Consider the following 24,997-nt stretch of genomic DNA (forward strand, 5'->3'; position numbering starts at 1 on the left):
TCCTGGGCTTCGCCATTCGAGCCGACATTTGCTGCCGGGCTTGCTGGATGGCGCAAAGGGTCACTCTTTGCTGGCATCGACGGCTTGTGTCATCTTTGTTGACGCGTTTGGTCAGCGCCGGCCTGGTCCTCAGGACGATTCCGTGTGGAAACTCACAAAATGGCCTTGGCCAGGCTTGGCACGCGCCATGCGTTGAAGAGTTGGCGTCGCCCCATTTTCGTCAACCCTCCGCTGCAATACCAGGTGCCTCACATCATGAACATAAAGCGTTTCCACCAAGGTTTCACACTGATTGAATTGATGATCGTCGTGGCGATCATCGGCATCTTGGCTGCGGTAGCGATCCCCCAATACAAGGACTATGTCGCCAAGAGCAGGGTCGCGTCGGCCATCTCCAGCATGGACGGTGTGAGGCTGGCTGTCGCTGTTTGCGCCCAAGACAGCGGCACCGTCACAGGCTGCAATACGAGTAGCAATGGCATCGCTGCCTGGACGGCCACCAATGTGTTGACCAACGTTGAGGCCACAGACGGCGTGATCGTGGCCACCTTCATGCCGGCCACCAAGGTGGGGGCCGATTTGGGTGGCAAGACGATCACGTTCACGCCCAACTTGCAGAATTCACGCCTGTCTTGGGCGGTTTCGACCGATGTAGATGTGGCGGTGATCAGAGATGCGATCGTCAAGAATTCAACGTCTTGATGCTTTTTTGGGCGCCCCGATTCGCGTGACCAAAGCATTGGCTTTTGCCGCAGCCGGCCAGGGCTGCTTTTTAGCTAAATAGAGAACGACGAGCTTGTTGATGCGAGAGATTGAGCGCGGCCGCGATTGGCGTGAAGCACTGGCCGCCGCCATTGTTTTTGTCTTGCCCCTGCTACCGGCCTGTTGGCTGAGCTGGCAAACCCAGGGCCGCGAGGTCGCCGCTATTGACAGGGCCATGCCTTTGCTGCTTTGCCTGTCGGTGACGCTCTGGTTACTGGCGCTCGTCGGCCGCAGTCGCTATTTGCTGGTCTTGCTGGTGCCAAGCGCTTTGTTGGCACCGTTTGAGCTTTTCTATTTGATTCATTTCGCCCAACCAGCCGGCGCCCATGTGTTTGGGGTGATCGCGGAAACCAATCGGGTTGAGGCTTTGGCTTGGATTGGCCCGTGGTTGGGCGCGGTGATCCTGAGCGTCGGCATGATCAGTGCTGCGGTCTTCTGGGCTGCGGCCGTGATTTGGTCGCGCGATAGGCGTTGGTCTCACCGGTCCCGCTACTGGGTGGCCATTGCCGGTACCTTGCTGGTGCTCGGCCAAGCCTTGCTGCTGTGGGCGGAAAAAGACCTGCAGCGCGCGGATGAGACAGAGCTCAATCCCTATCTGACGCATTCTCTGGAGCAGGCCAAGCCCGACTTTCTGCGCGAGTTGGAACCCTTGTTTCCTTGGGGCCTGCCGCTGCGATGGGCGCGCTATATGGAGCACCGCCAAGCCTTGCACGACCATCGCGCGGCGATTGAGGGTTTTGACTTTGGTGTCAAAGCCCGCGAAATCAGCTTTGCCGGTCAGCCCCAGGTTCACATCTTGGTGATTGGTGAGACAGGCCGCCCCGACCGCTGGCATTTGTTTGGCGCGCAGCGCGCCACCACGCCGCATCTGTCGGCACGCCAAGACCTGCTCTTGTTCAAGGATGCGGTGAGCGCAGCATCGGCCACCCGTGAGTCAGTGCCTCTGATGCTGACGCGGCGGCCACCTGAGAATATGTTGGCCCCGCCGGTTGAGGCCTCTTTGTTGACGGCCTACAAGCAGGCCGGCTTTAAAACCTACTGGCTCAGCACGCAAGGCGCGGCGGGGGCGCATGAAACGCCGATCTCGGTATTGGCCAGAGAGGCCGACGAACAGTTCTTCATCAATGCAGTGGATTACCGCGGTGCGGGGGCCTTGGACGGCGATTTGCTGCCGCATCTGAAGCAGATATTGGCGCGCCGCAAGGAAACCAAGCAATTGATTGTTCTGCACACCCTTGGCAGCCATATGCACTACGGGCATCGCTATCCTGAGGGGTATGCGAAGTTCCAGCCGGCGCTGGCTTGGGCAGACAAAGGTGATTTGTGGCGCAGCAGTCAGAAGGATCTCTTGCTCAATACCTATGACAACAGCGTGCTGTACACCGACACCGTGCTGAATCAGGCGATTGAATTGCTGGCGCAAACTGGCCAAATTGCCAGCCTGGTTTATGCGGCCGACCATGGAGAAACATTCTTTGACGGCAAGTGCCCGCGCGGCGGGCACGGCTTTGCGGCCGAGAAGAACTACCGTGTGCCGATGTTCGTTTGGTTGTCGCCCCAGTGGCGCCAAGCGCGTGGCGATGCGTTGGCTAGCTTGACGGACAACAGCCGCCGCGCGGTCAGTACGCTCTCCATCTTCCCCAGCATGTTGGGGTTGGCGGGCATTGATATCGCAAAACCCAATGCACACCCTGATTTGACGAGTTCAAGAGCGGGCTCGGCCACGCGCTTGCTCACTCATTTCGGCGATTTTGATCGCGGTTTTAAACAGCACGCCTGCGATTGGCAGGGGCCGTAATTGCAAGAGCCTTGCTAGTCCGGCTTTGCCTCAATCTTTGTGCGGAGTGGCCGGAAGCCAGTTCTCCAACAGGCCAAACAGAGGTTGACGGCCATGACGAAACTCGGTCAAGAGGTTTTGGTCATGGATGGCTGCGGGCGCGGGATTGCGCGCTTCATTGGCAAGAAACTCGGCGGCGCTTTCCAAGCGATCATGCGTCAAGCGGTGGCCCAGCGATTTTTCATTGAATAACTCGGCTGAGAATGCCGGCAGGGAACCGAGGCGAGCCTGCCGCAGCACCTGTTCCGCATCGGCGCGTTTTTGCAGCGGCATTTGGCTCATATAGGCGAAATTGCTGTATCTCACCACATGCTTGAAATTCTGCTGAGCCGTGAAAAACACGTCAGCGCTGCCGGTGGTATTCATGGCGAAAATGCCACCAGTATTCAAGTGGCCACTCACCTGCTGCATGAACTCGCCTGACAAAAGCAGCGTCATATAAGCGCGCCAGTGAAAGGTGCTGTTCATGAAAACGAGGTCATAACGCGCTTGAGGATGGGCGCGTAACCAGCGCCGTCCATCGTCAATATGAATGTTGATGCGTGGATCCTTGAGCAGACCCGAGAATGCTTCATATCGCCCGATCAACTCGAGATAAGCGGGGTTGATCTCGATGACGTCGATATGCGCAACATCCGGCAAACCAGCAATCACGCGGGTCCAGGCGCCGCTGCTCAGGCCGATCACCAGCACCCGTTTGGGTTTGGGGTGCATCACGGCCATCAAATAGGCGCGATCCAGGCGGTTGGAATTGATATGCAGATCGGTGCTGATCTTGCCATCATACATATTGTTGCCATAGGTCACGTCGCCGCCGGGCTCCCCATCACTCGATTTCACATGAATGATGCCGTGCTTGTTTTGAATAATATGTTTGATGGTGCTGCCGTCGGCCGCCAATAAATCATGGATGACGGGCGGTGGTGCGCTGGCGACGTATGCGGTAAGCCCACAGAATAAGACCGCAGGTATCCACCATTTTTTGGCGCGACTTCGTGTCGCGAGCAGCGTAATCAAGGCCAAGACGGCGCCCGCGCAAGCGATCAAGGCAAACGAGCGTTCGACCGAGACCCGGTCGAGCAGCACAAAGCCCGTCATTAGCGGGCCTAAGGCAGCGCCCAGCACATTGGCCATATACACATGGGACACGGAGCGCCCGACCCGCTCCGTAGCGGCTTGACTGCCCATGTGATGGACCAAGGGGAAAAGCATGCCTTTGAACATTGCGCTCATGGCAATCAAGCCGAACAAGCCCATCAATTGAAATGGGGCGTAGGTCAGCGCCGCGGAGGCAATGTAGAGGCAAAGCAAGTCCAGTGCGGCGGCTTGCAGCAATAGCCGGGTGGCAGCCCGAGGCAAATCGGGCTCGCGCTGGCAGATCCTCTTGCCCGCAATGGCACCGAGAGCGATACCGATCAGAAAGGCCGTCAACACAATCGAAAATGCCTGCGGGCGACCATGCTGGCTGAAGCTAACCAGGCGCACCCACAGGATTTCTTGGCTCAGGCTTAGAAAGCCGACGCAGAAGGACAAGAATATGGACAAGGCCTTCATTTCAGCGCTTTCCAATAAAAGTGCTGGCCACAATCAGGCTGGCAAGTAAATTGATACCGGCGGCGATACTGATGGTTTGTCGCAAGTCCAGCCAATACAGCAGGAAAAAACCCATGCCAACGGCACCTAAGGCCGCACCGAGGGTATTGATGAAATAGAGGGAGCCAGTCGCGACGCCGACGGTGGCCGATTGGCGCACAGCATGCGCTACCAACATCGGCAAAGTGGCGCCCATGCACATGGTGGGCAGTAGTAGCAGGCAAAAACTCAGCGCGGCTGCATCGCCTCGGCTGAGTTGGCTGAAGGCCAAGGCGCTGGCATTCAGCAGGTCAAAACTCACGTAGCCGTAACTGCCAATCAGCAATTCAAACAAACAGAAAATTGCCAGCACCCGCTTTGGAAAACGGTCAGCCAGCCAGCCTCCGAGCCAAGCGCCGAGGCCTAGCCCCAGCATGAAGGTGGAAACGATGATGGTGATGGACTCGATGTCAACGCCAATGATGACAAACAGAAGCCGCTGCCAGCCGATTTGATAAATCAGCGCCGATGCACCGGAGAGAAAAAATGCTGCAGCAATCTGAGATTGACCCAATGTTCTGTTTTTCACCGTGCCTGAGCCAATTGAAGGATTCGGCGGATTGTCTTTGAAACTAGGCGCGTTTGGCTGGCCGGTAAGGCTGCAATTCCCGGCGGATTTCATCGAATGGCCCGGCGATTGTTGTGACGCCCGCCTGAGCAAAATCGAAGAGGAAACGAAATTCCGACTTTGCCATCAAGCCATTTCAAGCTCTAAATGCAAGCGCGCATCCTCATCCATCTCCTCAATGATGAGCAGCCCCTGGCTCAACTCATAACTGGAGTCAAACCAGCCGCAGCTGCCGAAGCGATCCTCATCCGACGCCGTTTTGGCCTTGAGTTGTGACGCTGCGGCGGCGCTGGCCATGATGGCGGTGTGTGCAAGCTGCCGGCTCTGGCAGAGGTTCTGGAACAGGCTTTGAAATCTCATTTTGAGCTCCATCATTCCTAAAGACATGTGGGCTGACGCGGAGGGAAGGGCTTGACTGCTTGGGATCTCTGCGTCGTCAGTGGCACAAGTATTCGGCGCTGGCCTACCCGTTTTCCATCACTCCGGAGGGGGAGTGATGGGGGATACGCGGGGGGTGTCGCGGCGGGTTCCCTCCAATGGGGGGATGTGGAAGTCGGTACCTGTTTTTGCTATGGAAAGCGGCCTAGCCAACATCAATCTGAGCGATTGACCCGGCCACAACGGCGGCAGAGCAAACGTCGACCGTCTCAGCGCCGTGTCGGCAGCCGCCACAGCCAAGTGGCCACGCAGGCGCAACACAGCGCCGGCAGCCAGGCCCATTGCGTGGGCAAGGTGATGGCGGCCCACACCGAGCCGATCGCCATCATCATGCTGGCAAATTGTTTGGCGCGCAGAGGTACGGCGCGGGTGGCACGCCAGTCGCGCACCATGGGGCCGAAGGTGCGGTGATTGAGGATCCAGGCTTCGCAGCGGCTGCTGCCGCGTGAAAAACAAAACGCCGTCAGCAAGATGAAGGGGGTTGTGGGCAGCAGCGGCAAGAAAATGCCTGCGATGCCCAGTGCCAAGCTCAGCAAGCCGGCCAATAACCAGATCACCCGCTGCCACATGGGCCGGGCTTTCAGCAGGGCTTGGGTCGGCGCGGCGGCGCAAGCAAGTGGCGTTTGTTCATCAGGCATGGATCAATGCGCAGGGCCGGCAAGTGGGGCCGGCCATTGTCGCCGCCCTCTCACCTTCCGGCAGCCCTTGAAGGCCCGCATCAACGGTGCGATGCCACCTTGAAGAACCACTTCCGCAGGCCCTCGGCTTCAAAGGGTTGCCAGCTCTCGGGGTGTTGGGCCAGCCGATCAGCCAGAACGTAAAAGGCCAGCGGGTTCAGCCCCAGGCCGATGTGGCTGGCCGGCACTTCGATGTTTTCGCACAGCGGGCCGGCTTCATTGAGGCTGCAGCGCCAGGAGACGATGCCGTCGCTGCGCGAATAAATGGAGGTGGTGGGCACCGGCGGGGCGCGGCGGATCTGGGCCATCATGGCCGGGTCACCCACTTTGTGGCCGCTGACAAACTCGAAAAAGCGCCAGGCATTGGTGGCCCGTGGGTGTCCGGTGAAGGGCGTACCCAGGGTGACGACGCTGCGCACATGGTCTGGCAATTCTTTGGCCAACTCGCGGGCGTAAATGCCGCCCAGGCTCCAGCCCACTAAGCTGACCGGCTGGGCATGATGCTTAAACAGGCGCTTCACATCGGCCGTGCATTGCTCCAGCACGCCGTGGCGCGGGCCGAAGTTGAAGCCCTGGCCCCAGGGATGGGTCTCATACCCCAACGCTTCCAAAAAGCTGCGCAGCGGGCGGGTACTCAAGTCATTGGCGCCGAGACCCGGAAACACGATCACCGGATGGCCATCGCCACGCGGCAGCCGGCGCAGCCAGGGGATAGACGCCAGCAGGCTGGCGAACTCCCAGGGCGCGCGGGCTTCCAGCATCAAAAGCAGCGCATTGGGCGCCGTCATATGCAGATGATGATCGTGGCCCGCGTGCTCGTGCGCCGGCGCTGCTTCAGCAGGTCGAGCCGTTCGACGACGCGGTTTTGATTTTTGAGGCGTGACGCTCATGCGGTGTGCGGGGCAGTTTCGGGCGAAGGGGCAGGATTGCCGCTACCGCCTATGGTCACAGATCGTAGCGACTGCGCACCAGACAAGTGCGGGGATTAGGGGCGGCAATCCATTCCACACGATAAATCGACTCTGACCCCAATTCAGGGCTTTTTGCTCAGGTCAATGTCGACGAAGTGCCAGAACTCGTTGCGGAATATGGGGCGGCGGTAGCCCAGCAGCCAGGGCTGGGTGATGTCGCTGCGGATGCGGTGCACATGGGTTTTGATGGGGAGGTAGGCGGCCTGGATGCGCTTGGCTTGTAGGAACAAGGCTTCGCGCTCGGGCCCGTCGGGCATCACCAGCATGCGCTCGTACAAGGCATCAAACTCCTTGTTGCGAAAGCGCGAGATGTTCTGGTTACCGGATTGCGGGCCGTACAGGTACTGCAGCGCTTCCAAGCCGTCGGGTGAGCCGGCGGAATTGCCCATCATCCAAAGCATCAGCTTGCCGGCGCGCGCCGCCTTCATTTGCTCGGGCCATTTGCCGGCAAAGAACTTCACCCTGATGTTCAGCGCATTGAATGAGCGCTGCCATAACTCGTCATATTGGCGGCTTTGGGCGTCGGGCTGGGTGGCCACCTCCAGCAGCAGGGGCGAGCCATCGGGCATCTCGCGGTAGCCGTCGCCGTTGCGGTCGATATAGCCATAGGCGTCCAGCAAGGCGGCTGCGCGGGCCGGGTCGTAGGTGCTCATCTCCGAGCGGTATTGCGGGTCGTAGCCCGAGGTGTGTGGCACCACATGGCTTTGCGCCACCATAGCCTGGCCGCGCCGCACCTGGCGGATCTCGCGTTCCACATCCAGCCCCAGTGAGATGGCGCGGCGCAGCGCCACTTTCTCGGGGGTGTAGCCGCCCACCGTGGGGTTCTCCATATTGAAGAAGGTGAAGGCCTCATCCGCCGCCAGCACCCGGTGCAGCACCATGCCGCGCTTAGCCAGATTGGGGGCCAGCTTGTTGCCGGGCAAGGCGGTGGTGACGAAGTCGTTTGGGACGATGTAGCAAAGGTCGTGTTCGGCGTTCAAAAAGCTCAGCCAGCGCGGCTGCGACTCTTCGATGATGGAGACCTCCACCCGGTCCACCATGGGCAGGCGGCGGCCCTTGAACTTGGCCAGCAAGGCCTGACCCTCGGTATCGTCGGCGGCCGGTTGGGCCTCGTAATAACGCTCACGATAGCCGGGGTTTCGCTCCAGCACGATCAGGCTGGAACGGCGCCACTGCTTGAGCACAAAAGGCCCGGTGCCGACCGGATGCTCGGCGATATTGCTGCCGTAAGCCTCCACCACCTCGCGCGCCACCGCTCCCAACAGATCGGAGGACGACAGGTTTTCCAGCAGGCGTGGCCGCGGCTGTTCCAGCTCGATCCGCAGGGTGTAACGGTCCAGTGCGCGCAGGCCGGCAATCGGCTTGTCGTAGTCCAGCGCGCGCTTCTCGGCCATGGCCTGTTTGCGCAACTCCAGCAAGCCCTTGATGCCCAGTTCTTCGACGCCGGCGTACAGCGGCGCATTGATCTTGGGGTCGGCAAAGCGCTTGAAGCTGTAGACGTAGTCCTCGGCCGTCAACTCGCGCCGCTTGCCTTTGAAGGCCGGATCGTCCGCGAAGAAGATGCCGGGTTTGAGCTGGATGGTCCAGGTCTTGAAATCATTGCTGATCTCGGGCAAGGCCGCTGCCGTCAGCGGCACCGACTTGACCGGCATGGCTAAGTAGTCGAAAGCGTAGAGCGCCTCGAAGATGTGCGGGGTGATGGTGCGTGAGTAGTCGTCGCTGACCTGCGCCGGGTCAAAACCCGTTTCCGCGATCTGAAAGGCATAACGCAGGGTCTTGACGGCAGCAGCGCTCTCGCCTTTGCCGGCAATCTCCGCCGTATTGGTGGGCGAACTGGCGACAGCGCTCAGCGGCCACAAGCCCAGCGCTGCCGCTCCTGCCCCCGCGGCTAGGAGTTGGCGGCGCCTAGTCTTGCTCTTGGCTGCTTGTTGTTTCATCTCAGGGCCGCTTGCTGTTATCAATGTCCACGTACTGCCACCAGTCGAGCGCAAACGCCGGCCGGCGGTAGCCGCTCACCCAGGGTTGCGCCAGGTCGGTGATGATGCGGTGGCCGCGCGCCCGATAGGGCGCGTAGGCCACGCCCAGGCGCTTGGCGGCCAGAAACACGGCATCGCGTTCCGGCCCATCGGGCAGGCCATTGGTCTGCTCGTAGAGCCGGTCCATGGCGGGCAGATTGAAGCGGGCGTAGTTCTGGCCGCCGATGCGCGGGCTGTAGAAAAAGCCCAGGGCGTCTTGCCCATCGGGCGTCGAGGCGCTGCTGCCCAGCGACCAGATCTGGAACTTGCCGGCGCGCAAGCTCTTCAGGTTCTCCGGCCACTTAGCGGACTTGAACTTCACCTGCAGGCCGATCTGGGCCAGGCTCTTGGACCAAATCTCATCGACCTGGCGCTGGAAGCTTTCGGGCGTAGTCAGGCTTTCCAAGACCAGCGGGCTGCCGTCGGGGCGTTCGCGCCAGCCGTCGCCGTCGCGGTCCACAAAGCCGTAGAGGTCGAGCAAGGCACGGGCGCGTTGCGGGTCGTAGTCGCCGTTCTCGCTCTTGAACTCGGGGTTGTAGCCGCTGGTGTGAGGCAGCATGATGGACTGCGCGCTGATGGCCTGGCCACGCCGCGCAATGCGCATTTCGCGCTCCGCATTGGTGGCCAGTGAGATCGCGCGGCGCAGCGCAATCTGTGCCGGCGCGAAGCCGCCCACCACCGGGTCTTCCATATTGAAGACGGTGAACAAAACGTCTGAAGCCACGATGGTGTGCTTTTGCATGCCCTTCTTGGCCAGATTGGGTGCCAGCTTGCCGCCCGGAATGGCCTGGGCGGTGAAGTCCTCGGGCAAGGTGTAGAGCACATCGAACTGGGCGTTCAGAAACGACAACCAGCGTGGCTGGTTCTCTTCAATGATGGCCACCTCCACGCGGTCGATCATGGGGAGGCGCCGGCCCTTGAACTGCGCCAGCATGGCCTGACCCTCGGCGTCGTCCGCGTTCGGTTCGGCCTCGTAATAGCGCTCGCGGTAGCCGGGGTTGCGGCGCAACTCGATCAGGCTGCTGCGCCGCCAGTCGCCCAGCATGAAGGGCCCGGTGCCGACCGGATGCTCCATGCTTTTGTCGCCATACGCCTCAATCACTTCGCGGGCCACTGCGCCCAGCAGGCTGCCATCGGCCAGGGTTTGCGGCAGGCGGGGCCGCGCTTCGGCCAGCTTGAATTGCAGGGTGTAGCGGTCCAGCGCGCGCAGGCCTTCGATGGGCTGGTCGTAGTTGAAAGGCTTTTTGCTCTTCTCGACTTCGGCGCGGTATTCGTTGAGGCCCAGCAGGTGCAACTCTTCCAGCCCGTCCCAGGTGGGGCTATTGGTCTGCGGGTCGGCAAAGCGTTTGAAGCTGTAGACATAGTCGGCCGCCGTCAGCTCGCGCTTCTTGCCTTTGAAGGCCGGGTCGTCGGCAAAGTAGATGCCGGGCTGCACGCGCACCGTCCAGGTCTTGAAATCGGCGCTGTGTTCGGGCAGGGCCGCTGCAGTCTGAGGCTTGAGTTTGTAGGGCCGCGCGAGGTAGTCGTAGCTGTAGAGGCCTTCGAAGATATTGGCGGTGATGATGCGCGAATACAGGTCTTGCACCTTGGCCGGGTCGAAGCCGGTCTCGGCCACTTTGAAGGCGTAGCGCAGCACCTTCTCGCCGGCGGGTTTGCTGCTAACAGCACTCGCTGGCGCACTGGCTGCGGGGGCAGCGGCAATGCTGGCCGGACTCAGCGCCAAGCTGCCCAATGCCAGCAAACTCAAGAACAGGCCGCTGCGGCGGGACAGGCAGAAGGTGGAGGCGCGGGGAGATGGGCTCATTTTTCGGGGTGACGCTCGCTGGCGATGTCGACGAACTGCCACCAATCCAACCAGAACAGCGGCCGGTAGTATCCGATCAGCCAAGGCTGGCTCAGGTCGGTGTAAATCCGGTGGACATGCGGTTTGTAGGGCACAAAGGCCGCGCCAATGCGCTTGGCTTGCAGAAACAAAGCCTCGCGCTCGGGGCCATTGGGCAGGCCTTGCAGGCGGTCGTAAATGGCGTTGAATTCGGGGCTGTTGAAACGTGCCAGGTTTTGCCCACCGGCCGAGCCGTAGAGGCGCTGCAGGGCTTTTTGCCCGTCCAACTGCTCGGCGCGTGAGCCCACGCTCCACATCATGAAGCGGCCCGCGCGTGCGGCCTTGAGGTTCTCGGGCCACTGGGCCACCTTCATGCTGAGCTTGAGGCCCAGATCGTTCATGGCCCTCTGCCATTGCTCATCGAGCTGGCGTGAGGCCGCGTCGGACTGGGTATTGCGCAGCAGGATCAGCGGACTGCCGTCGGGCTGCTCACGCCAGCCGTCACCGTCGCGGTCCACATAGCCGTAAACATCCAGCAGCGCTTTGGCGCGCGCCATATCGTGGCTGGACAAATCACTGCGGTAGTCGGCCGCATAGCCGGTGGTGTGGGGTGCCAGATTGCTTTGCGCTGGCACGGCCTGGCCGCGCCGCACCAGGCGGATCTCGCGCGGAATGTCCAGCGCCAGTGAAATGGCGCGGCGCAGCGCCACCTTCTCGGCCGCCATGCCGCCGACCAGCGGATCTTCCATATTGAAGACGCTCAGGGTCACGTCCGAACCCACCTGGCGCCGTGGCTGAATGCCGCGCTTGGCCAGTGTGGGCGCCAGCTGGCCGCCGGGCATGGCCTGGTCGATGAAGTCCTCCGGCACCTGCTCCAAAAAGTCTTGCTCGGCACTCAGAAAGGACAGCCAGCGCGGCTGCGCCTCTTCGATGATGCTGACCTCGATGCGGTCCAGCATGGGAATGCGGCGGCCCTGGAAGCGGGCCAGCAAGGCCTGACCCTCGGCGTCGTCCGCCGCTGGCTGGGCCTCGTAGAAGCGCTCGCGGTAAGCGGGGTTGCGCACCAGCACAATCTGGGAAGAACGCCGCCAGCTCTTCAGCACAAAGGGCCCAGTGCCGACCGGATGCTCACCGACCTTGCTGCCGTAATGCTCGGCCACTTCGCGGGCGACGGCGCCGAACAAGTCATTGCTGCTCAGCAGCATCTCTTGCAGGCGCGGCCGCGGCTGGGTGGTCTGCAGTTGCAGGGTGTAGCGGTCCAGGGCGCGCAGGCCCGGCACGGCGGCGTCGTAGTTGAAGGGCTTTTTGTCCCGCAGGGCGCGCTGGCGCAGCTCGGCCAGGCCGATCAGGCCGGCCTCTTCCACCGTGGTCCAGTTGGGGCTCTTCAGGGCCGGGTCGGCGTAGCGCTTGTAGCTGTAGACGAAGTCCTCGGCCACCAACTCGCGCCGTTGACCTTTGAAGGCGGGGTCGTCCGCGAAGTAGATGCCGGGCCGCAGGCGCACCGTCCAGGTCTTGAAATCGGCGCTGACCTCGGGCGGGCCGGCAGCGATCAGCGGCACGATCTTGGCGGGCCGCGCCAGGTGGTCGTAGCTGTAGAGTGCTTCGAACACATGGGCGGTGATGACGCGCGAGTAGATGTCGTTGATCTGGCTCGGGTCAAAAGTGGTTTCGGCGGCGCGGAAGGCGTAGCGCAGCAGCTTGGGCTCGCTCGCAGCGCCCGGCGCAGCGTTTTGTGACTGCGACTGCGACTGCGCCTGCCCCGGCGAGGGCAGCCCGAGTGCACAGGCCAGGGCCAGAACCCCTAGGAGTCTGCGCGGCAGAAGGGGCGTCGGCTGCGAAGTGGCCGCAGCGGTCCATTTTTCACCGGATTTTTGCCCCATAGCCCCGCTATGGGGCTGCAAATCCGGCAAAAACTGGCCTCGCTGGGGCCACTTCTCGCTATCGACGCCTTCTGCCGCGCAGACTCCTAGGCAGGACAACATCCTCATCTTCTTTTCCATCAAAAGACAAATCCTGTTGCCAGCGCCTGGTGCTGCAGGCGGCGCCGGTGGGGTTGCGGGCGGGCAATGCGGCCCGGCGGCCGCGCCGGGCTGAGGACTACTGCTGAGCCGCCTTTTGCGCCACGGGGTCGATGTCCACATAGTTCCAATAGGTGCGGACAAAGACATTGCGCTCGTAGCCCTTGACCCAGGGTTGCGCCAGGTCGGTGAAGACGCGATGCACGTCCATCTTGTAGGGCATGTAGGCAATCAGCAGGCGCTGGGCCTCGCGCATGACGGCTTGGCGCTCGGGGCCATCGGGCAGGGCTTTTTGTTTTTGGTAGAGCGCGTCATAGGCCGGCAGGTTGAAGCGGGCTTTATTGCCCTTGCTCTTGCTGTCGCCCAAGGCCAAGAAGGTGTCGTTGTCCGGCGTGCTCGCCACCCAGCTCACGCCCCACATCTGCAGCTTGCCGGCATTGGCGGACTTGAGGTTCTCTGGCCATTTGGCAGACTTGAAGACCATCTTGACCTGCAAAGCGTCCAGGCCCTTGTTCCAGAGCTCGATCAGCTGGCGGCTGGTGCTGTCGGGCTGGGTTGCGTACTCGATGCGCAGCGGCGAGCCGTCGGGCATATCGCGCCAGCCATCGCCATTTTTGTCGGTATAGCCATACAGATCCAGCAAGGCCTTGGCCTTGGCCAGGTTGTACTCGCTCATCTCCGATTTGAAGGCCGGGTCATAGCCGAACACACCGGGGATGGACGGGCCTTGCACCGCGATGGCCTGGCCACGGCGGGCCAGGCGGATCTGCTTGTCCACGTCCATGGCCAGGGAGATGGCGCGGCGCAGCGCGATCTTCTCCGGCGTGTAGCCGCCCACCGTCTTGTCTTCCATATTGAAGTAGGAGAAGGCGATCTCGGGGTAGATGAAGCGCGACATCTGCACGCCCTTCTTGGCCAGCGTGGGGGCCAGCTTGTCGCCTGGGAAGGCGATGCCAGCAAACTCAAACGGCACCTCGGGCAGCACATCGGCCTCATCGCCGACGAAGGACAGCCAGCGCGGCTGGTTTTCTTCGATGATGGCGATTTCCACGCGGTCGATCATGGGGATGCGTTTGCCCTGCAAGGCCTTGGCCTGGGCGGCCAGTTCGGGTTTGTCGGCGGGGGCTTGCTCGCGGTAGTACTCCTCGCGGAAGTTGGGGTTCTTCTCCAGCACGATCTTGCTGCTGCGGCGCCATTCGGTCAGCGCCCAGGCATTGGTGCCCACCGGGTGTTCCATGATTTTGTCGCCATAGAACTCCACCACCTCGCGGGCGACGGCACCCAGGAAGGCATGGTCAGCAAACTGGTAGACAAAGCGCGGGTCGCCCACGCCCAGCTTGACCTGGAATTTGTAGCGGCCGAGCTCCTGCAGGCCTTCCACAGGCTGGTCGTAGTCAAAAGGCTTTTTGGCCTTCATCAATTTCTGGCGCAACTCCGAGAGGCCCAGAATCTTGACGTTCTCCAGCAGATAGAGGTTCTGGCTCTTCCAGCGTGGGTCGTAGTGGCGCTTGATGGAGTAGATGTAGTCGGCGGCGGTCAGCTCGCGCTTCTTACCTTTGAAGGCCTCGTCGTCATTGAAGAAGATGCCGGGCTTGACTTCAAAGGTGAGGGTCTTGAAGTCGGCCGAAATCTCGGGCATGGCCACCAAGGTGTTGGGCAGCAGCTTGGGTGTCTTGGACAGGTACTCGTACTTCAGCGGTCCATCGAAGATGCCCGCAGCCACGGTCTTGGAATAGGTGTCAGAGATCTGCGCCGGGTCAAAGCCGGTTTCGGCCACGCGGAAGGCGTAGCGCAGAACTTTTTGTGCCGCAGCCGGCTTGGCCTGAGTTTGCGTTTCTGTGGCTTGCGCCAGCACGCTGTCGCTGGACAGTGCGCAAAGCGCGGTGGCCAAGGCGAGTGCCGGGACGGTAGCGAAGGCGGTCAAGCGCTGGCGCAAGAGGAAAGGCCGGGGCCGGGCCGGATGGGCCGTGGTGGCGTGAATCACGATGTTCGGTTCCTGGAACGACAAAAAAAGGAGCGGGCATTCTTTTGGACCGCCTCGCCAAACGCGCAGTCTACGGCGGCGCCGCTTGACAAATGGGCGCACTCCGCCCGCGCGCTGCTTTATTTGCGGACCACCGGACAAATGCCAGGGCAGCGGGCGCGCTCATTCGACTAGACTCGCGCCACATTTCTTTCCCGACCCCCTTTTTCGAGTTCAGGGCCCATCACAAGCGGGTTCAGACTCACCGCCGTGCCAGCGCACGGCCGTTTCTTGGAGATCCGTAGTAATGGTGGCCTATCTGTTCAGGCGCCTGTGGCAAATGATTCCGACCCTGTTGGGGGTCGTGCTGCTGGTGTTCTTTCTCTTCAAATTCTTCGGCGGTGACCCGGCCGAAATCATGGGCGGCTTGAATGCCAGCCCCGAGCAGATCAACGCCATCCGCGAGCAGCTGGGCCTGAACAAGCCGCTGTGGGAACAGCTGTGGATCTTCATCAAGCAGATCATCACTTTTGACTGGGGCAAGAGCTGGGCCACCAACGAGCAGGTCTCCAGCCTGTTTGCCAGCCGCCTGCCGGCGACGCTGACCGTGATGCTGCCCATCCTGATTCTGGAAGTGTTGCTGGCGATTCCTTTCGCCCTGGCCGTGGCCTATGTGCGCGGTAGCCTGACCGACCGCACGGTGATGATCGTCAGCACCGTGGCGGTGTCGATTTCGCTGCTGGTCTATGTGATCGTGGGCCAGTATGTGTTCGCCTTCCGCCTGGGCTGGTTCCCGGTGCAGGGCTGGACGGACAGCGTCTGGACCAACCTCACCACCTACGCGCCCCTGCCCATTTTTGTGGCGGTGGCGGTGGCGATTGCGCCCTACACCCGCTTGTATCGCACCTTCTTCCTGGACGAAATCGGCCACGACTATGTGCGCACCGCGCGCGCCAAGGGCCTGACCGAGCGCACGATTCTGCTCAAGCATGTGCTGCGCAACGCCATGATTCCCATCATGACCAATATCTCGGTGGCACTGCCGGGCGTGTTCGTGGGCAGCTTCTTGCTGGAAGTGTTCTTCTCCATCCCCGGCCTGGGCCGTGAGATCTTGCTGGCGGTGAACCGCAGCGACTACCCCGTGATCCAGGCGTTCGCGATCTACATCGCCTTCCTGACCATGGTGGTGAACTTGATTACCGACCTGCTTTACAAGCTGGTTGACCCACGGGTGGTGCTGAAATGAAACTCAAGAATTCTTCTGTTTCATTCCGCTTCGGAGTTGCGAAATGAGTGCGGTTTTGTCATCCAATCACAAGGCGGCACCCAAGGCCGTGAACAAGTCCGAGGGCGTCTGGCACGCCGCCTGGCGCCGGCTTCGCAGCGACAAAGTCGGCATGGTCTCGATGGTGGTGGTGGGCTTTTTCCTGCTGCTGGTGATCGCCTCCAGCACCGGCTTGGTGGCCAAGAACTGGCAAAAGGAAGTGGGCGTGCCGAATGCGCCGCCAACAATGATGGGCCCGGCGCCCGCCGAGGCGCAAGGCGCCCTGGTGGCGCCCAAAGGCCCCAATGTGGACCTGAGCGATATCGACCCGCTGGCGCCGAAATACGCCGAATGGGAAGAGCGCGCCAAGGCCTACAAAACCGAGGTGACCGTCAAGGCCGAGACCCTGCCCCTGGGCGGCGACCGCCTGGGCCGCGATGTTTTGGCCAAGGTGATCAAGGGCGCCGAGGTGTCGATTCTGGTGGGTGTGCTGGCGGCCGTGGTGGCCACCATCATCGGCACCGTGCTGGGCGCCCTGTCGGGCTTCTTCGGCGGCAAGGTGGGCGACTTCCTGGAGTGGGTCTACAACGTCTTCACCGCCATCCCCAGCATCTTGCTGATCTTCGCCTTTGCGGTGATCTTCGGCCGCGGTGTCTTGTCCGTGGTGATGATTCTGGGCCTGGCCGGCTGGACCGGCATTTACCGCCTGATCCGCGCCGAGTTCATGAAGCACTCGGTGCGCGAATATGTGCGCTCGGCTGAGGCGATTGGCGCCAGCAAGTTCTCGCGCATGTTCAAGCACATCTTGCCCAATGTCTCGCATGTGGCCTTGGTGCAGCTGAGCTTGCATGTGGTTGGCTTCATCAAGAGCGAAGTGATCCTGTCTTACCTCGGCCTGGGCGTGGGCGTGGACCAGGTTTCCTGGGGCACCATGCTGAGCGAGTCGCAGAGCGAGCTGATCCTGGGCTACTGGTGGCAGCTGGCGGCGGTGACGGCCGTGATGGCCATCTTTGTGACCGCGTTTGCGCTGTTTACCGATGCCTTGCGGGATGCGCTGGACCCCAAACTGCGCGGCCTGGAGTGATTTGAAAATGTTGTTGAGTATTCAAGACCTCAAAGTCGCTTTCCGCATGGGCCGTTCTAACGGCCAAATGCAGCGCACCCTGGCCGTCAAGGGCGTCAGCTTTGACGTGCCGGAGAATTCCACCGTTGCCCTGGTGGGCGAGTCGGGTTCGGGCAAGAGCGTGACCGCCATGTCCATCCTCAACCTGCTGCCCGAGAACGCCGAGCGCCAGGGCAAGATCCTGTTCCAGGGCCGTGACCTGCTGCAGACCTCGCTGAGCGAGTTGCAAGGCATCCGCGGCCGCGAGATCGCCTGCGTGTTCCAGGACCCGATGAGCTCGCTCAACCCGGTGTTCACCGTGGCTGACCAGATCATGGAGTCGCTGATCAAGCACATGGGCATGAGCAAGCGCCAGGCCCTGGTGCGGGCCGAGGAGCTGCTCAATGAAGTGGGCATCCCCGACCCCAAGCGCCGCTTGCACAGCTATCCGCATGAAATGTCGGGCGGCCAGCAGCAGCGCGTCATGATTGCCGTGGCCCTGGCTTGCTCGCCCAAGCTGCTGATCGCCGACGAGCCCACCACTGCTCTGGATGTGACCATCCAGCGCCAGGTGATGGAGTTGCTGGCCAAGCTCAAGGAAACGCACAAGATGAGCTTGCTGTTCATCTCGCACGACCTGGGTGTGGTGGGTGAAATCTCCGACCAAGTGGTGGTGATGCGCCATGGCGAGATCCGCGAGAAGGCGCCCGTGGCGCAGATCTTCAAGAGCCCGCAAGACAGCTACACCAAGGCCTTGCTGGCCTGCCGCCCCTCGCTGGAAGAGAACCCCGACCGCCTGATGGTGATCGACGACCACATCGCCGGCCGCGTGGCCACGGCGGCCGTCAATCGCAAAGATCCCAACGCACCGGTGATTCTGGAAGCCAAGGGCCTGAAGAAGAGCTTTTTCTTCAAGTCCGGCCTGTTCAGCAAAAAGGAGTTCGTGGCCGTCAAGGACGTCAACTTCAAGCTGCGCAAAGGCTACACCCTGGGCGTGGTGGGCGAGTCCGGTTCGGGCAAGACCACCATGGGCCTGACCCTGCTGCGCTTGCATGAGCCCACCGGTGGCGAGGTGCTGTTCGAAGGCAAAGACCTGTTGAAGATGAGCGGCCCGGACTGGCAGCAAATGCGCCGTCGCATCCAGGTGGTGTTCCAGAACCCCTATGCCTCGCTGAACCCGCGCTTCACCATCGCTCAGACCTTGGTCGAGCCGATGGAGATCCACAATATCGGCAAGGATTACGAGGAACGCCTGGCCCGCGCCAGCGCCTTGTTGAAGAAGGTTGGCTTGGATGATTCGGTGCTGGGCAAGTACCCGCATGAGTTCTCGGGCGGCCAACGCCAGCGCATTGCCATCGCACGCTGCCTGACGCTCAACCCCGAGGTGCTGGTGCTGGACGAATCGGTGTCGGCGCTGGACGTGTCGGTGCAGGCCCAGGTGCTCAATCTGCTGAAGGATTTGCAGGACGAGTTCGGGCTGTCCTATATCTTCATCAGCCATGACCTGGCGGTGGTGAAGTTCATCTCCGACGAAGTGCTGGTGATGCAAAACGGCGATGTGGTGGAGCAAAGCGAAACCCAGGCCCTGCTGAAAAATCCCAAGCAAGAGTACACACGCCGCCTGCTCGGCGCCGTGCCGCGCGGCTACCAGCCGGCGGCAGTGACTGCCAACGCGGCCTAAGTCTCTACTTGTGGTCTGAGAGCGAGCTCAAAGGCGGCACTTGTGCCGCCTTTTTTCATGGTTTTGCGCGGTGATTCTTCGCGATAAACCCGTAGAAGCTGGCGCCGATGCCCATATCCGGTGCCGGCGTGACCTACCATGCAAGTGGATGATTACTTTGATCATTACGTCACGTTTGAGCGCATGGCTGAGTGGTCAAGATTCAAGCATCGCTGCCGATAAAACTGCGAATGAGCATGGCTTGCTGGGACTATGAATCGAAGGGCGCGCACGTCTCGGGGGAACTATCGCCCCGATGGACGAGTTGCAGCCTGCGCGGCGCCCTGCTGAGCCTGGCCCTGCTGAGTGCTGGCTGCGGGCCGCAGGATGCGGCGCCGACGGGGGCGTCTCAATTGCAGCAAGGGCAGGTCGCAAGTTCGGCTTTCAAGCAGCCGGCCGATGCTGACTTGCTGCGGGAAATTGAAGCGGTGGAGCGGCTCGCCACCAGCAATTACGCCCGCAGCGAGGCTTTGCTGAGCGAGTTGCAGGCGCGCAGCGCGCCTGGCAGTGCCGAGCGCCTGCAGATCCTGACCATGCGCGGTGAACAGGCCGCGGGGCAAAAGAATCAACAGTTGGCCGAGCAGATGCTGTCCGCCTTGCGGACCTGGCCCGAGGGGCCGGGTCGCGGCTTGGCCGAAATGGCGCACAGCTTTTTGCAGGCTAAATTGCTGTCGGAAAAGGGCGAAAGGCAGCAAGCCATTCGCACCATGGCTGCGCTGCCGGCTTTTCTTGACAGCCAGATGCCCAAGCCGATGCTGCAGCGTTTCTACCTCTTTCTGGCCTTGGAAAAGGCCGATGTGGGTGATTTCGACGGCTCCATTGCGGCTGGTTTGGAGGCCCTGAAGGTCGCCGACCGGATGGGCCAGTCCTGGCGCCGTGCCGTCAACCTGGCGCAGCTATCCTCCCTTTGTGCCAATGCCCAGCAGTTTGAACGTTCGCAGCAATTGGCGGATGAGGCACTGCTGGAGGCGATGAAGGATCCCGACCCGGTCTTGCTCTACTCGGTCCATAACTCGCGTGCCATTGCCTTCACCGAGCGTCATGATCTTGAACAGGCCAGCCAGGCTTCGGCGCAGGTCATTGCCAATGCCCGTCAGGTGGGATCCGACAGACTGCTCGCCTTGGCCTTGGCCAATAGCGCCGATGTGATGCTGAAAATGGGCCGCTATGCCGATGCGATCAAGGCGGCCGAAGAGGCTTTGCCGCTGGCGCTGTCCAGCCACGACCAAGTCGCCGAGTTGGTGGCGCGCTACAACATCGGTTTTGGCAATATCGGCCTGAAGCGGGTCGAGGAAGGTCGGCGCGAAGTGCTTCAGGCCATCGCCCTGGAAAACAAGGCGGGCTCCGTCAGCGGGGCGGCCAGTGGCTGGCTGGAGCTGGGTGGCTACCTGGACCGGGCGGGCGATGCCAGTGGGGCCATCGCGGCCTATTTGCAGCACCGGCGCTGGTCCGATGAAGCGTTTCGGGAAGACACCCGCAAGACCATGCTGGAAGCGGATGCCCGTTACGACGACGAGCGCCGCAGCAAGGCGCTGGATCTGCTGGGCCGTGACAACAACCTCAAAGCCGAGCGCCTGCGCGCGCGCGATCTGCAGCTCAAGCTCTGGGCCGCGGTGGGCGCTTGCGTGGTCTTGTCATCGGTCTTGCTGGGTCTGGCCTACCAGCGCATTCGCAAGACCAATCAGGCGCTGGCGCGCAGCAATGAGGCCTTGAAGATTCAAAGCGAGCGTGACCCGCTGACAGGCTTGGCGAATCGGCGGCATTTCCAGGCCGTGATCCAGCGCGGCGAGGGCCAGCCGCAGTTCAGCGGCGCCCTGTTCCTGATCGACATCGATCATTTCAAGCGCATCAACGATGTGTTTGGCCATGCCGCGGGTGATGCTGTTTTGATCGAGGTGGCCAAGCGCTTGACCGCTGCCTTGCGCGAGCTTGACTTGGTGGTGCGCTGGGGCGGCGAGGAGTTCTTGATTCTGGTGGCTGCCCATGAGGCGACGGATGCCAAGCTGCTGGCGCAACGCCTGCTCGACTTGATAGCCAGCCAGCCCATCAAGCATGGCCGCGACAGCATTCATGTCACCGCCTCGATCGGCTTTGCCAGCTTGCCGGTGCAGCCGCATGGCTTGCTGCCAAGCTGGGAGCGCGCCATCGACCTGGTCGATACGGCCATGTATATGGCCAAGGCGCATGGCCGCAACAAGGCCTACGGCATTGAGAGCATGCAAGCCAAGGACGAGCCCGAGTTGCAAGCCCTGGCCGCGCAGATGGAAGCTGCCTGGCAGGCCGGACATATCAGCGTACAGACCTTGCATGGGCCGGTGGCGTCGCCGGAGGTGCCGGCATGAGGGGTGGCGCTTTGCAGGGCGGGTGGCATGTGCGGCAATTGGCCTTTGCCCTGGTGTTCTGGCCAGCGGCGCTGTTGGCGGCCGCGCCCAACCCAGTTAACTCGGCAAGCAGCCCCAGCGCGACCACCACCGCCACCACCGCGGCGTCTCAGCCGCCGGCCGAGTTGCGGCTGGAGCCGGTGCTGGAGGCCCAACTCTTGCGGCTGGTCTGGCGCGCCTATGACCGGCCGGAGGAAGCGCTGCGGTCTTTGCAGCAGCTGCCGTCTGAGCCCGCTAACCCAAGCCATGCGCTGCAACTGCGCTTTGCCGAGGCCCGCATCGCCGTGTTCGGTGCCGACTTTGTCAAAGCTCAGGCCTTGGCCACCGAGCTGGACGCTGTGCCGGGCTTTGCTGGCCATGCGGCCTTGCTGCGCGCCGAGTTGCTGGAGCGGCAAGGCCAACATAAGCAGGCCGTTGAATTCGCCCATACCGCTGTAACGATCCTGGAGCGCGGCTGCCCTGCGGACGATTTGCGCGCCAGCGTTGCCAGCAATGCCTGTGACTTCCGGGCCATGTGGGCGGCGCTGCGTATTCTGGAACGCCAGCAGCACCGACAAGGCGCGCTGCCCTTTGTCGAAGCCACGGCAAAACGCGCCCTGGCATTGGCTGAGGCGGGTGACAGCACCCTGCTGCAGGTGTTCAGCCTGGGCGGCTTGGCGCGCACCAGTCAGGCTCAGCAGCAGGTTGAGGCGGCCCGGCGCTGGTTGGTGCGTGCCTTGCAAACCGCGCAGGGCGACCCGGTGGCCATGGCCCACGCAAAGATTTATGAAAGCGCGCAGGCGGCCCAACAAGGTAACCCCAAGTTGCAACTCAAGGTGCTGGAAGAGGGCCTGGTGTTCGCGCAGCAGGCCGATGCCGTGCGGGTGCTGACACGGATTCAGGTCTCTCTGGCCGACACCTATCTGCATCAAGGCCAGCCAGAACAGGCGCTCAAGTGGGCCTATCAAGCCCTGCCGGTGACGCTGCAACTCCAAGACCTGGATGCTGAACGTAGCCTGCGCCACAACCTGGGAATTGCCTATATCTTGCTGCGCAAGTTTGACCAGGCGCGACAGCAAATGGCGCGTGCTGAGGCCTTGCGTCAGGGCAAGGCCGACCAGAGCCAGCGTCTGGCCGAGTTGCGTGAGGAAGGCGAAGCTTGGGCCGCCGCCGGCCAGTCCAAGAAAGCCATCGAGGTTTATCACGCCGAGCGCAAGCTCAATGCTGAGTTGCAGGCCAATTACCGTGCTGCCGCGCTGAAGCAGCTGCAAATCAAGTACGACAGCGAGCGCAAGCAAAGCGTGCTGGAACTGCTGGCGCGTGACAACGCGCTCAAGGACAGGCAGCTGACCAACCGCAGCCTCGTCACCCAGGTCGGTGTCGCGGTGGCGGCGCTCTTGCTGCTGTCGCTCTTGCTGACCACGGTGATGGTGCGGCGGGTGCGCGCGGCCAATAAGCGCTTGAAGGCCAATGAGGCCTTGCTGCGGGCTCAGAGCGAGCGTGACCCGCTGACCGATCTGGCCAACCGCCGCCACTTCCTCGGCGTGATGGCGGCGAAGCCGGGCGAGCGCTTCAGCGGCGCCTTGCTGATGATAGACATCGACCACTTCAAGCATGTCAATGACGAGCATGGCCACGCCGTCGGCGATGTGGTGATTTGCGAGGTGGCGCGGCGCATCAGCCATGCGGTGCGCCAGGACGATCTGGTGGTGCGCTGGGGTGGTGAAGAGTTTCTGATCTACGCCGCCGACGTCACGCTTGAGCGCCTGGGCCAGTTGGCCGAGCGCATTTTGCAAACCGTAGGCGGTAGCCCGGTGCTTGTGCCCAAGGGGCAGTTGCGGGTGACGGCCTCGATTGGTTTTGCCCAGTTCCCCTTGCCGCCGACAGGCCTCGCTCTGCATTGGGAGCAGGCGGTCAACTGGGCCGATATGGCGCTTTACTGCGCCAAGGCCAAGGGCCGCAACCGCGCCATGGGCATTCAAAGCGTGCTGGCCGAGGACAGCAAAGATCTGTCCCAGATCGAAGCCGATTTTGATGCTGCCTGCAGCGCCGCGCGCGTCAGCCTGAGCGAGGTGCGTGGACCCCAGGCCGGATAAATCCGGACAATGGCTGCATGAAACAGAAACTGGCCGCTTGGCACCGCGGCGTGATTGACCAGCATAGGCAAACCTGGGCGGCGGACTTGCTGGCCGCCTTTGTTGTCAGCGTGCTCCTGATTCCCCAAAGCCTGGCCTACGCGATGTTGGCCGGCTTGCCGCCGCAGGTGGGCTTGTATGCCAGCTTGCTGCCCTTGCTGGCCTATGCAGCCCTTGGCACCAGCCCGGCCCTGGCCGTGGGGCCGGTGGCGGTGCTGGCGCTGATGATCGCGCAGACCCTGGGCAAGCTGCCCGCCGGGGTCAGCCCCAGCGAAGGCGCGCTGGTGCTGGCGGCCGAGATGGGCCTGATCCTGCTGCTGGCCGCGGCGCTGCGCCTGCATGCGCTGGCGTCTTTGCTGTCGGTGCCGGTGCTGCATGGTTTTGAAACCGGCGCCACCTTGAGCATCGCGCTGAGCCAGATTCCGGTCTTGATCGGCAGCCCGGTGCAGGGCGCGGATGTGCCCGCCTTGCTGCGGGAAGTCTGGTCGCACGGCGTGAGCTGGCATGGCCCGACGCTGGCGTTTGGCGTCATGACTTGCGCGCTTTTGCTGGCCGCGCGGCGCTGGCTGCCGGGCGCCTTGGCGCGGCTGGCCCCGCTGGTGCTTTTGCTGGGTGCCATGTTGCTGGCCTGGCAGCTTGATGCGCTTTCGTTTGGTGTTCGCCTCCTGGGCGGCCTGCCGCCGCTGACGCTGGGCTTGAGCCTGCCGCGGCTGGACGCTGCGCTGTGGTGGGACATGCTGCCGAACGCCCTGCTGCTGGCACTGATGGCCTATGTCAGCAGCCTGGTGGTGGCCGAATCGCTGGCGCGCAAGCGCGGTGAGCGGATCAATGCCGCGGCCGAGTTGCGCGCCCTGGGCTTGGCCAACTGCGTGGCCGCATGCAGTGGCGGCATGCCGGTGGCGGCTAGTTTTTCGCGCAGCGTTTTGCTGCACGACGCGGGCAGCCGCACCCGCCTGGCCGGCGCCTTGGTGGCGGTGTTCATGCTGTTGGCCTTGTGGCTGTTGGCCGATGTGCTGGCCTGGCTGCCCAAGACCGTGCTGTCGGCCACGATTCTGGTGGCCGTGTTGTCGGGGCTCAAGCTGCAGCCCTTCGGCCAGGCTTGGCGTTATGCGCGCCCGGAGGCGCTGCTGATGCTGCTGGTCACGCTGACCGTGCTGGGCGTGAACTTGTCGGTCGGCCTAGGCCTGGGTGTGCTGGGCTCGATCGCCCTGCTCTTGCAGCGCAGCGCGCGGCCTCATGTGGCCCAGCTCGGCCGCGTTTACGGCACCGAGCATTACCGCAATGTCGAGCGCCATGCGGTGGAGTTGCAGGCCGATGTGCTGGGCCTGCGCATCGACGAGAGCTTGCTGTTCACCAATGCGCGCAGCCTGGGCGATGTGGTGCAGGGCTATCTGGCTGGGCAACCGCAGGCGCGGCGGGTCTTGCTGATGATGTCGCCGGTCAATAGCATTGACTTCAGCGGCCTGGAAGCCTTGCGTGACCTACAAGCGACCCTGAAGTTGCAGGGTGTGCGCCTGGATCTCTCCGAGGTCAAAGGCCCCGTGCTGGATCGCCTGCGCGCCAGCGGCTGGCAAGAATGGTTTGAGGGCCAGCTCTTCCTCAGCTACCACCAGGGCATGGTCGAGGGTGAGCGCCCCATGCGGGATGACCCGAGCCCGGTTATTTAGGGTTTTGCGTGACAGACCGCCCGAAGGTAGGCCTGAGCAGCTCTGA

General features: G+C 62.3%; 17 protein-coding genes. 8 read left to right on the top strand and 9 right to left on the bottom strand.

Annotated elements, in window-relative coordinates; translation table 11 throughout:
- Nucleotides 1–159: 159 nt before the first annotated feature.
- Together AABB87_RS00695 and AABB87_RS00700 are read left to right on the top strand one after the other, a co-directional pair.
- On the top strand, nucleotides 160–702 hold the full coding sequence (locus AABB87_RS00695; RefSeq protein ID WP_341969188.1) for a pilin: 543 nt from the start codon (nucleotides 160–162) through the stop codon (nucleotides 700–702).
- A gap of 100 nt (nucleotides 703–802) precedes the next feature.
- Nucleotides 803–2,560, top strand: coding sequence for a phosphoethanolamine transferase (locus AABB87_RS00700; RefSeq protein ID WP_341969189.1), 1,758 nt, complete (start codon nucleotides 803–805; stop codon nucleotides 2,558–2,560).
- 30 nt (nucleotides 2,561–2,590) lie between these two features.
- Here AABB87_RS00700 and AABB87_RS00705 read toward each other — a convergent pair whose 3' ends face one another.
- From AABB87_RS00705 to AABB87_RS00745, 9 genes are all read right to left on the bottom strand, one after another.
- Complete coding sequence (locus tag AABB87_RS00705) at nucleotides 2,591–4,153, bottom strand: MFS transporter (protein WP_341969190.1); 1,563 nt, start codon at nucleotides 4,151–4,153, stop codon at nucleotides 2,591–2,593.
- A gap of 1 nt (nucleotide 4,154) precedes the next feature.
- On the bottom strand, nucleotides 4,155–4,853 hold the full coding sequence (locus AABB87_RS00710) for a fused MFS/spermidine synthase (protein ID WP_341969192.1): 699 nt from the start codon (nucleotides 4,851–4,853) through the stop codon (nucleotides 4,155–4,157).
- A gap of 72 nt (nucleotides 4,854–4,925) precedes the next feature.
- Nucleotides 4,926–5,174: a hypothetical protein gene (locus AABB87_RS00715; RefSeq protein WP_341969194.1), complete on the bottom strand. Its 249-nt coding sequence runs from the start codon at nucleotides 5,172–5,174 to the stop codon at nucleotides 4,926–4,928.
- Nucleotides 5,175–5,446: 272 nt separating this feature from the next.
- Entirely contained in the window at nucleotides 5,447–5,875 is a 429-nt protein-coding gene (locus AABB87_RS00720) for a YbaN family protein (RefSeq protein ID WP_341969196.1), read from the bottom strand.
- 80 nt (nucleotides 5,876–5,955) lie between these two features.
- Entirely contained in the window at nucleotides 5,956–6,702 is a 747-nt protein-coding gene (locus AABB87_RS00725; RefSeq protein ID WP_341969197.1) for an esterase/lipase family protein, read from the bottom strand.
- A 245-nt stretch (nucleotides 6,703–6,947) separates the two neighbouring features.
- Entirely contained in the window at nucleotides 6,948–8,822 is a 1,875-nt protein-coding gene (locus tag AABB87_RS00730) for an ABC transporter substrate-binding protein (protein ID WP_341969198.1), read from the bottom strand.
- A 1-nt stretch (nucleotide 8,823) separates the two neighbouring features.
- Complete coding sequence (locus AABB87_RS00735; RefSeq protein WP_341969199.1) at nucleotides 8,824–10,704, bottom strand: ABC transporter substrate-binding protein; 1,881 nt, start codon at nucleotides 10,702–10,704, stop codon at nucleotides 8,824–8,826.
- Complete coding sequence (locus tag AABB87_RS00740; protein WP_341969200.1) at nucleotides 10,701–12,602, bottom strand: ABC transporter substrate-binding protein; 1,902 nt, start codon at nucleotides 12,600–12,602, stop codon at nucleotides 10,701–10,703. Before AABB87_RS00740 ends, AABB87_RS00735 begins: the two co-directional genes overlap by 4 nt.
- Nucleotides 12,603–12,819: 217 nt before the next feature.
- Nucleotides 12,820–14,724, bottom strand: coding sequence for an ABC transporter substrate-binding protein (locus tag AABB87_RS00745; RefSeq protein ID WP_341969201.1), 1,905 nt, complete (start codon nucleotides 14,722–14,724; stop codon nucleotides 12,820–12,822).
- Nucleotides 14,725–15,010: 286 nt separating this feature from the next.
- Here AABB87_RS00745 and AABB87_RS00750 point away from each other — a divergent pair, with 286 nt between their 5' ends.
- The 6 genes from AABB87_RS00750 (at nucleotide 15,011) to AABB87_RS00775 (ending at nucleotide 24,951) form a co-directional block, all read left to right on the top strand.
- Entirely contained in the window at nucleotides 15,011–15,949 is a 939-nt protein-coding gene (locus tag AABB87_RS00750; protein WP_341969203.1) for an ABC transporter permease, read from the top strand.
- Nucleotides 15,950–15,992: 43 nt separating this feature from the next.
- The gene (locus tag AABB87_RS00755) at nucleotides 15,993–17,051 is read left to right on the top strand and encodes an ABC transporter permease (protein ID WP_341969206.1); all 1,059 of its coding nucleotides are present in this window, start codon (nucleotides 15,993–15,995) and stop codon (nucleotides 17,049–17,051) included.
- 7 nt (nucleotides 17,052–17,058) lie between these two features.
- Nucleotides 17,059–18,750, top strand: a complete 1,692-nt coding sequence (locus tag AABB87_RS00760) for an ABC transporter ATP-binding protein (protein ID WP_341969208.1) — start codon at nucleotides 17,059–17,061, stop codon at nucleotides 18,748–18,750.
- 230 nt (nucleotides 18,751–18,980) lie between these two features.
- Nucleotides 18,981–21,131, top strand: coding sequence for a GGDEF domain-containing protein (locus tag AABB87_RS00765; RefSeq protein WP_341969210.1), 2,151 nt, complete (start codon nucleotides 18,981–18,983; stop codon nucleotides 21,129–21,131).
- Complete coding sequence (locus tag AABB87_RS00770; protein WP_341969212.1) at nucleotides 21,128–23,245, top strand: diguanylate cyclase; 2,118 nt, start codon at nucleotides 21,128–21,130, stop codon at nucleotides 23,243–23,245. The genes AABB87_RS00765 and AABB87_RS00770 overlap by 4 nt, the downstream gene beginning before the upstream one ends.
- A gap of 17 nt (nucleotides 23,246–23,262) precedes the next feature.
- The gene (locus tag AABB87_RS00775; protein ID WP_341969213.1) at nucleotides 23,263–24,951 is read left to right on the top strand and encodes a SulP family inorganic anion transporter; all 1,689 of its coding nucleotides are present in this window, start codon (nucleotides 23,263–23,265) and stop codon (nucleotides 24,949–24,951) included.
- Nucleotides 24,952–24,997 lie beyond the last annotated feature (46 nt).

The sequence above is a fragment of the Roseateles sp. PN1 genome (assembly GCF_038419725.1).
Lineage (GTDB): Bacteria > Pseudomonadota > Gammaproteobacteria > Burkholderiales > Burkholderiaceae_C > Paucibacter_A.